We start from the raw sequence: 9,964 nt of genomic DNA, 5'->3' as shown, positions 1-9,964 counted from the left end.
AGGAACTATCCGGTATTAGCTCCGGTTTCCCGGAGTTATCCCAGTCTTACAGGCAGGTTACCCACGTGTTACTCACCCGTCCGCCGCTAACATCCGGGAGCAAGCTCCCTTCTGTCCGCTCGACTTGCATGTATTAGGCACGCCGCCAGCGTTCGTCCTGAGCCAGGATCAAACTCTCCGAAAAAGTACAAAACCGAAGTTTTGCTTTTCGCCAGTTTGACTGACTACCTATGATGTATCATAGGATTTTTTTATAAAAACTCGAATTAACAGGTACGTTTTGTCTTGTTTAGTTTTCAAAGAACTTGTTTGTCACTCTCTCAAAGCGACCACTTAAATATATCATATATCTCTATCAATAGTCAACATTTTTCTTGAAAAACATTTTATTTTTTTAAGAAGTTTTTGTTATGAAAGAGATAAAAAATAGAGCCTCTTTTTGCTCCTTTGAAAGATTAACACATATCTATGAAAAAAGCATTATAAACTTCAAAAAAAATCATGTTTTTTCAAAAAAAAATAAAGCCGGTGAAAAACCGGCTTTATTTTTACTCAGATTGCTCTTGATCTGACTCTACATTTTCTACGTTTTCTTCACTATTCTCTTCATCGTCTTCTGGTGATTGTTCTACTAATGCCACTGTAGCGACATGTTCATCATCACCTAGACGGATCAGGCGGACACCTTGAGTGACTCGGCCTGTTGTGGAGATATCTGAAACAGCCATACGGATGATGACACCACTGCCTGTGATAATCATCAAGTCTTCTTCAGCTTCAGCGTTAGTCGCCTTCACTGCAACAAGCGGACCGTTGTTGTCAGTGATCTTGCACGTTTTCAGACCTTTACCACCACGGCTTTGGACACGATATTCTTTTTCAGGCGTTAATTTACCATAACCTTTTTCAGTTACGATCAATACATTTGCATCTGGCTCAAGGATTTCCATTCCAACGACGATGTCATCCTTAGAAAGTGTGATCCCTTTAACTCCAGCTGCTGTACGTCCCATTTCACGAACATCTGTCTCGTCGAAACGAATGAGCATTCCTTTTTTCGTTCCGATGATGATTTGTTTTTCACCATTGGTTAAACGAACAGCCATCAATTCATCTTCATCACGCAGGCTGAGTGCAATCAAACCGTTGTTACGGATGTTTGCAAATTGAGACAATGACGTTCGTTTCGATACACCGTGTCTTGTTGTAAAGAAGAGATACGAATCTTCATCAAATTCGCTGACTGGAATAATGGCGTTTATCCACTCTCCCTTTTCTACTTCAAGAAGGTTAATAATCGGAATCCCTTTCGCTGTTCGTCCGAATTCAGGGATCTCATAGCCCTTCGCTCGATAGACCTTCCCTTTATTAGAGAAGAAGAGAATCGTATCGTGCGTAGATGTTGAGATCAGCTGTTCAACGAAATCATCTTCGTTGGTTCCCATTCCTTGTACACCTTTACCGCCTCTTTTTTGACTGCGGTATGTTGATGCAGGCAGGCGCTTAATATAACCATTATGAGTCAGTGTGATCACTATATTTTCAACAGGAATCAAATCTTCGTCTTCGATTGTTTCTATACCCGCTGTCACAATTTCTGTGCGGCGCGTATCATTGAAGCGTTCTTTGATTTCTGTTAATTCTTCTCTAATGATTTCTAGAACTTTCTCATTGTCTGCTAGAATGGCTTTCAATTCAGCAATCAATTCAACAAGCCCTTTGTATTCATCTTCTATTTTCTCTCTTTCTAAACCAGTCAAACGCTGGAGTCGCATATCGAGAATGGCCTGTGCTTGTTTTTCAGACAAGCTATAGTTTTCCATCAAACCATTTCTTGCAATTTCAGCAGTTTGAGAGCCTCTAATTAAGGCAATGACCTCATCTAAGTGATCAAGCGCAATTCTTAAGCCTTCTAAAATATGAGCTCTTGCTTCCGCTTTACGCAATTCATACGCCGTTCTTCGACGAATGATCACTTTCTGATGCTCAAGGTAATATTCAAGACATTGTTTGAGAGACAACACTTTCGGCTGTCCATCAACAAGTGCAAGCAAGTTAATACCGAAGGACGTTTGAAGTGTCGTTTGTTTATAAAGATTGTTTAATAGAACATGGACGTTTGCGTCTCTTCGTAGTTCAATGACAATTCTCATTCCATTACGGTCAGATTCATCACGAAGATCTGTAATGCCATCAATCTTTTTATCACGGACAAGATCAGCGATTTTTTCGATCAAACGAGCTTTATTAACCTGGTAAGGAATCTCGTTGATGATAATGCGCTGCTTACCACTAGATGTTTCTTCGATATTTGACTTTGCACGTAATGTAATAGAGCCGCGTCCTGTTTCATACGCTTTACGAATACCGCTTCGGCCAATGATTTGTCCCGCAGTTGGGAAGTCTGGACCTGGAATGATGTCCATTAGTTCCTGTGTCGTCATTTCAGGATTTTGACTAATTGCCAATACCCCATCAATCACTTCACCTAGTTGGTGAGGCGGGATATTCGTTGCCATCCCTACAGCGATTCCAGTTGCCCCGTTCACTAATAAGTTCGGGAACCTAGCAGGCATAACGACTGGCTCTCTTTCACTGCCATCGTAGTTATCTTGATAATCAATGGTGTCCTTTGTGATATCGCGCAGGATCTCCATCGAAATTTTAGATAGACGTGCCTCGGTATAACGCATGGCTGCTGCACCGTCTCCATCGACAGAACCAAAGTTCCCGTGCCCTTCAACCAGCATATTACGATAGTTGAAATCTTGCGCCATCCGAACCATCGCTTCATATACAGCGCTATCACCGTGAGGGTGGTACTTACCGATAACTTCCCCAACGATACGTGCAGATTTCTTAAATGGTTTATCACTTGTCATACCTAGGTCATTCATCGCATACAAAATTCTTCGATGCACGGGCTTCAATCCGTCTCGCACATCTGGTAATGCACGCGAAACAATAACACTCATTGCATAATCTAAAAAGGACGTACGCATTTCATGGCTAATATTCACTTCGCGTACATTTGGTGTATGTTGTTCACTCACTATAAGAACCTCCCTTTACGTATCACATGAAATAAATTATGTGGGAGTAAATATGTATTTATCTTCACAAGACTATTCTCCATTATATCAATAATCTTGCCTTTATACACATTTATTTACTAGAAAATCAACGAAACGCAGAAAACCAGGACATTCGTTTCACGCCCCTGTTTCTTGAAAAACAACCTTATAAGAAATAAGGTTGCTCTCAAGGGGGGATACCTATCTAAATATCAAGATTTTTTACGTATTGTGCATTTTCTTCGATAAAGTTACGTCTCGGCTCTACTTTATCTCCCATTAGCATTTCAAAAGTCTCATCAGCATCGATTGCATCCTCAAGTGTAACTTGAAGAAGTGTTCTCGCATCAGGATCCATTGTTGTTTCCCAAAGCTGAGTAGCATTCATCTCTCCAAGACCTTTATAACGCTGAAGTCCAGGTTTCGGTGTTTGAGGCAGTGTTTTTAACAGTTCATCTAGCTGTTTATCGTTATACACGTATTCAACACGCTTTCCTTGCTGCACTTTATATAAAGGCGGCTGTGCAATATACACATAACCGTTTTCAATGATTTCACGCATGTAGCGATAGAAGAATGTTAGGAGTAGCGTCCGAATATGCGCTCCATCAACATCAGCATCAGTCATGATCACAATTTTGTGATAACGTGCTTTCTCTAAAGTGAAGTCTTCTCCGATTCCGGTCCCTAGCGCTGTAATCATTGAACGAACCTCGTTGTTAGATAAAATTTTATCTAGTCGGGCTTTTTCAACGTTTAGGATCTTCCCTCTTAACGGTAAGATCGCTTGGAAATGTCGATCACGACCTTGCTTAGCAGATCCGCCCGCAGAATCTCCCTCTACGATATAAAGCTCAGAGATGGAAGGATCTTTAGAAGAACAGTCTGCCAGTTTCCCAGGCAAGCTAGAGACTTCCAGTGCACTTTTACGTCTTGTCAGCTCACGTGCCTTTTTGGCAGCCATTCTTGCACGAGCTGCCATCACACCTTTCTCCACAATTTTCTTTGCAGCATCAGGGTTCTCTAAAAGGAATTTCTCAAGTGCTTCGGAGAAGAGGGAGTCGGTAATGGTTCTTGCTTCTGAGTTACCGAGCTTTGTCTTCGTTTGTCCTTCGAATTGAGGGTCTGGATGTTTGATAGAGATAATGGCTGTTAAGCCTTCTCGTACATCTTCACCGCTCAAATTCGAGTCACCATCTTTGAATACGCCATTTTTACGAGCATAATCATTGATCACACGCGTCAGACCGGTTTTAAAGCCTGCTTCGTGTGTTCCGCCTTCATATGTGTTGATGTTGTTGGCGAAAGAATAAATATTGCTTGTATAGGAATCGTTGTATTGCAGTGCAACTTCAACGGTGATTCCGTCTTTTTCACCCTCGATGTAAACTGGTTCTTCATGAACGACTTCCTTCGAGCGATTCAAATGTTCTACATAGCTCTTAATACCGCCTTCATAGCAGTATTCGTTTCTTCGCTCTTTACCTTCGCGTAAGTCTTCAATGATGATGTTGACGCCTTTTGTTAAGAAAGCTAACTCACGTACACGGTTAGCAAGTGTGTCGTAATCAAATTCAATGGTTTCAGTAAAAATTTCTGGATCTGGCACAAAATGAGTGGTTGTTCCTGTAACATCTGTTTCACCAATGATCTCTAAATCTCCAACTGGAACACCGCGTTTGAATTGTTGATAATGAATTTTTCCATCACGGTATACGGTCACGTCTAAGGTCGTAGATAACGCATTAACAACAGATGCCCCTACACCGTGCAGACCGCCAGATACTTTATAACCGCTGCCGTCAAATTTACCACCAGCGTGAAGAACCGTCATAATCACTTCTACAGCAGGACGTCCCATTTTTTCGTGAATCCCAACAGGAATTCCGCGGCCGTTATCTTTCACTGTGATGCTATTATCTTTTTCAATTTGCACTGTAATGTCTGTACAATAACCAGCTAAAGCCTCATCAATACTGTTGTCGACAATTTCCCATACAAGATGGTGAAGTCCTTTTGCACTGGTTGACCCAATGTACATTCCTGGACGTTTTCTAACCGCTTCTAGTCCTTCGAGCACCTGTATCTGATTTTCATCATAACTATTATGTTGCTGTTCCATTGCCACGTACATTCACCTACACTTTTCTTAAACGATATATTTATATGAATTGAGCTTTTAGACTTCAATTTCAATCACAAATGAAGCACGTTTTTTGAGCGTGCTTGAGGAAAGAGGAGAGTAATACACGGATTCAGTTGTGACGACGATGGATTTGGGTGTCCCTTGTGACAACGAAATGATTTGTTCTTCTTGTTTTTGAAGAAATTCCTCTACAACAGAAGATGACCTCATTTTGTAATCAACAATTGCGACAATCTCTCGTGTAGAAACAACACAATCATCACCTAAATGAATATACAAGACCCACACCTCATTTATCAGTCAATTACTTTTCCACTGGCTACTCTGAAAATTTCCGCTTCTTTCAAGGTGGCGTGATCGATGCCTTCAACACTTGTTGTGGTGACGAAGGTCTGTACACGTCCCTGAATGGTATGGAGCAAATGAGACTGTCTGTAATCATCAAGTTCAGATAAAACATCATCGAGCAGAAGAATTGGGTATTCACCGATTTCTTCATGAATCAGATCAATTTCTGCCAGCTTTAGTGAAAGAGCTGTTGTTCTTTGCTGCCCTTGAGAGCCATATGTCTGAACATCCCGACCATTCACAAAGAAAAGAAGATCATCTCTGTGAGGCCCCCATAGCGTCACCCCTCGGTCTATTTCTCTGTCTCTTAGTTTCTGAAACGATTCTTCATAGCTATTTTTTATTTTCGACAAGTCTGACGCTTCTGATACCTCTATGGCCGTCTGGTATTGGAGCGTGAGCGTTTCCAGCTCTCTTGAAATCCCAAAATGCAGCGGCTGCGCCCATTTTTCGAGCTGTTTCGTAAAAGTCAGTCGTCTTTTGACAACCTTCGCTGCCGCATCAATCAACTGCTCTGTTAAAATCTCCAGCATCGCTTGATCCGTTTGCTTTCTTGTTTGCAATTGTTTCAAGTAATGATTTCGCTGAGTGAGGATTTTTTGATAGAGCGATAAATCATGCAAGTAGACAGCAGACACTTGTCCAATCTCCATGTCGAGGAATCTTCTGCGGATTTGCGGGCTACCTTTCACAAGGCTGAGATCCTCTGGTGCAAACATGATGGTGTTCAAGGCACCAACATAATGACTGAGTTTCTGTTGTTCAATGTGATTGACCTTGCCCCTTTTTCCTTTTTTTGAGATCACGAGCTGCATGGGGAGTGGACCATTTTTTTTGATGACTCTACCTTCTATTTTAGCATAGTCTTCGTCCCATCGGATAAGTTCTTTATCATTTGACGTACGATGAGACTTTGCCATCGACAATACATAGATCGCTTCCATCAGGTTCGTTTTACCTTGGGCGTTCTCACCAATCATCACATTCACCTTATTGTCGAATTGAAGCTCGGTGTGTTCATAGTTTCGGTATGAAGTTAACGCCAGACTTTGAATGTACATGTATTGTCACCCGTTTCTAATTCACAACTTGAAATGTGCCGTGACCTTCTATCTCGACAACATCACCTGGGTATAATTTGCGTCCCCGTCTATTATCTGGCTCTTGATTGATGAACACCTCATGTTCACTTAAAAACCACTTCGCCATTCCACCAGATTGAATGACTTCGGCTAATTTCAAAAACTGCCCTAATGTAATCATTTCTGTTTCAATCGTTATCAGATTAGGCATTGTATCGACCTCTTTCAATATCACTAATATCTAATTGTACTAAAAAACAAGACAAGAAGGAAAGGGGGAAAGCGAACTGGGATGAAAGAAAGCTGAGGAAACGAGGAAAAAAGCTGCTGTGCGCTCACACAGCAGCCATTTTAGACCAAATTAATACGTTCTAACTGGAAGAATCAATTGCAAAATGGAATCATCATTTGGCGTGCGTAATAGGAATGGTCTCATTGCGCCAGTGAAACTGACATGAATCTCTGTTCCCTCTAATACTTTTAAAGCATCAAGCATATATTTCGGACTGAAAGAGATTTTGAGATCCTCCCCTTTAATGTCATCTGCTTGCACCGTTTCAACTACTTTACCGATTTCAGGCGAGTTAGAAGAGATTTCAAGGCTTTGCGCAGGATCAGCAGAAAGCTTCACAACGTTGTTACGCCCTTCTCTTGCTAAAAGTGACGCGCGATCAATCGCTTGAAGGAATTCTTTCGTATTCACCACTACATCCGTTTTACTTTCTTGCGGAATGAGGCGAGCTGTATCTGGGTAATTACCATCCAGCAATCTTGAGAAGAATAGCACGTTCTGTGCTTTAAAGAGAACCTGTGTCTCCGTAATGACGATGCTCACAAGATCTTGTCCATCATCAAGAATTTTACTTAGCTCTGTTAAACTCTTTCCTGGAATGACCACATTGTACGAGCTTTCCTCGTTAATATCCAACTTCGCTTTTCTTAAAGCAAGACGATGGCTATCCGTTGCTGTGCATATTAATTCACCTTTTTCAACCTTCCAGTTTACACCTGTCAAGATAGGTCGTGTTTCTGAGGTGGACACTGCGAAAACCGTTTGACGGATAAGGTTTTTAAGCAAATCTGTTGGAATTTGAAAAGCATGATGTTCTTCAATTTGTGGCAGATGCGGATATTCTTCAGCATCTAAGCCGTTTAAATTAAATTCTGCTGAACCAGAGCGAATGATGGTCAGATGATTTTGTTCTACCTCAATTTCGACTGTAGACATAGGCAGTTTCTTAACGATTTCGCTAAAGAAGCGGGCTTGCAGCACAATACTTCCTGGTCGATCAATTGTAATGACTTCTAAATCTCCATCTCTTTGAGGAATAAAAGATTCAATTGAGATATCAGAATCGCTCCCTGTGAGAGAAACCCCTTCATCAGATGCAACAATTTTAATCCCTGTCAAAATAGGAATCGTTGTTCTAGAGGATACGGCCTTTAATACATCTTGGACACTTTCAACAAGACGATCTTTTTGAATCGTGAATTTCATAGTGGTCCTCCTAATTTTTCTTAATGACATGTATATATATTTATTTAATAAAAATCGTAGAAGTACTAGTAGGGCTTGTGAATATGTGGATAAGTCAGTAGAAAGAAAGGAAAGACAGCCTATCCACATGTGGACAGACTGTGTATGACTATGCTCTAGTTATTCACATTTCCCCGTACTTATCTTATCAGCTTGATTATTTTAGTTGTTCTTTGATCTCTTTGACATGCTGCTGAAGCTGTTCATCTTCAACGATTAATTTTGAAATTTTCTCATGAGCATGAATGACAGTCGTATGATCACGACCTCCAAATTCTTCTCCTATTTTAGGCAGAGAGGAGTCGGTCATTTCTCTAGAGAGATACATGGCAATTTGTCTTGGATAAGCAACTGACTTCGTACGTTTCTTCGCTTTGAAATCCTCTAAACGAATATTAAATTGCTGCCCTACAATTCTTTGAATATCTTTAATTGTAATGACCCTTGGCTTCGACGATGGAATGATGTCCTTTAGCGCCTCAGCTGCTAGATCTGCATTGATGTCTTTATTAATTAAAGAAGAGTAAGCAACAACACGAATCAAAGCACCTTCCAGTTCCCGAATGTTGCTGTCGATTTGATTGGCAATATAAAGCATGACTTCATTCGGAATGTCTAAACCTTCTGCTTTTGCTTTTTTACGTAAGATCGCAATACGCGTTTCTAGATCTGGCGGGGTAATGTCTGTAATTAAGCCCCATTCGAATCGAGAGCGTAATCTGTCTTCAAGTGTCGGAATTTCCTTTGGCGGCCGGTCACTAGAAATGACGATTTGCTTACTTTCTTCGTGAAGTGTGTTGAATGTATGGAAAAACTCTTCTTGTGTTTGTTCTTTTCCTGCTAAAAATTGAATATCATCTATCAAAAGCACATCTACATTCCGATAGCGATTACGGAAATCGACTGCTTTGTTGTCCCGGATTGAGTTGATAAATTCATTTGTAAATTTTTCAGATGATAGATAGACCACTTTTGCTGATGGATTATGGTCGATGACGTAATGACCGATCGCATGCATTAAGTGAGTCTTTCCTAAACCAACGCCCCCATAAATAAAAAGCGGGTTATATGCTTTTGCTGGTGCTTCTGCGACTGCAAGTGAAGCTGCATGAGCAAAACGGTTGCCTGAACCAATAACAAAAGTATCAAATGTATATTTTGGATTCAGCATATTTTGTGGAATTTCAACGGGTTCTTCTTTCGACATTTTTTTGATTGGAGATTTTGGCATGGCTTCCTCTTCGTCCTGATTTTGAGGAATGATAAATTTGATGCTGAGCTCTTCGCCTGTCAGTTCATAGATGGTATCTGCAATTAAGTGAAGGTATCTTGACTCGAGCCAGTCCCTCGCAAATTCATTAGGTGCAGTAATAGTCAGCGTATCTCCTTGAAGAGAATGGGCTTTAGTGGACTTCATCCATGTTTCAAAACTAGGTTTGCTCAATTTTGTCTCTATTTTTTGAAGTGCTTTATTCCACAGATCCAAAATATTTTCCATAAGGCTTCTCCCCCCTCCTTTTCTTTTTAAAATGACCAGTATCAAACTGTTATAGAACACGAAAAAGAGCAAATGGTCATCACCATTCGTGCACATACTTTGTTGAAAACAATTAATATAGTAGAAAAACGTCTTTTCGACAAATTACACAGGGTGTGGATAAACAATTCAACAAGCTGTGTAATAACTTTCCACAGGTTATCCACAAATTGTGGATAAGATAAATAGGCCAGATAAGTAATTAAGAGTTAAAACACAAATATAATATCAAAATAAACA

7 protein-coding genes and 1 rRNA gene are annotated in these 9,964 nt (G+C 40.6%); all 8 read right to left on the bottom strand.

Going from position 1 to position 9,964, the window contains the following annotated elements; genetic code table 11:
* Window positions 1-184, bottom strand: a 16S ribosomal RNA gene (locus M2369_RS08405); the annotation flags it as partial.
* 364 nt (window positions 185-548) lie between these two features.
* On the bottom strand, window positions 549-3,053 hold the full coding sequence (gene gyrA / locus M2369_RS08400; protein WP_259253956.1) for a DNA gyrase subunit A: 2,505 nt from the start codon (window positions 3,051-3,053) through the stop codon (window positions 549-551).
* 226 nt (window positions 3,054-3,279) lie between these two features.
* Complete coding sequence (gyrB, locus tag M2369_RS08395; RefSeq protein WP_024718422.1) at window positions 3,280-5,196, bottom strand: DNA topoisomerase (ATP-hydrolyzing) subunit B; 1,917 nt, start codon at window positions 5,194-5,196, stop codon at window positions 3,280-3,282.
* 57 nt (window positions 5,197-5,253) lie between these two features.
* Window positions 5,254-5,499, bottom strand: a complete 246-nt coding sequence (gene remB, locus M2369_RS08390; RefSeq protein WP_008360920.1) for an extracellular matrix regulator RemB — start codon at window positions 5,497-5,499, stop codon at window positions 5,254-5,256.
* 17 nt (window positions 5,500-5,516) lie between these two features.
* Window positions 5,517-6,629 carry a DNA replication/repair protein RecF gene (gene recF / locus M2369_RS08385; RefSeq protein ID WP_061417594.1) on the bottom strand — a complete coding sequence of 371 codons (1,113 nt, stop codon included), beginning with the start codon at window positions 6,627-6,629 and terminating at the stop codon, window positions 5,517-5,519.
* A gap of 16 nt (window positions 6,630-6,645) precedes the next feature.
* Window positions 6,646-6,861, bottom strand: a complete 216-nt coding sequence (yaaA, locus tag M2369_RS08380) for a S4 domain-containing protein YaaA (RefSeq protein WP_008347598.1) — start codon at window positions 6,859-6,861, stop codon at window positions 6,646-6,648.
* A gap of 150 nt (window positions 6,862-7,011) precedes the next feature.
* A complete protein-coding gene (gene dnaN, locus M2369_RS08375; protein ID WP_008347596.1) occupies window positions 7,012-8,148 on the bottom strand; it encodes a DNA polymerase III subunit beta in 1,137 nt (378 codons plus the stop codon).
* 196 nt (window positions 8,149-8,344) lie between these two features.
* Window positions 8,345-9,685 (bottom strand): chromosomal replication initiator protein DnaA, encoded by a 1,341-nt coding sequence (gene dnaA, locus M2369_RS08370; protein WP_008360911.1) that lies wholly within the window; start codon window positions 9,683-9,685, stop codon window positions 8,345-8,347.
* Window positions 9,686-9,964: the final 279 nt, after the last annotated feature.

Source organism: Bacillus sp. JUb11 (assembly GCF_024807925.1).
Taxonomy (GTDB): domain Bacteria; phylum Bacillota; class Bacilli; order Bacillales; family Bacillaceae; genus Bacillus; species Bacillus altitudinis.
The sequence above is the reverse complement of the archived record's forward strand: the minus strand, read 5'-3'. Positions and strand labels throughout refer to the sequence as shown.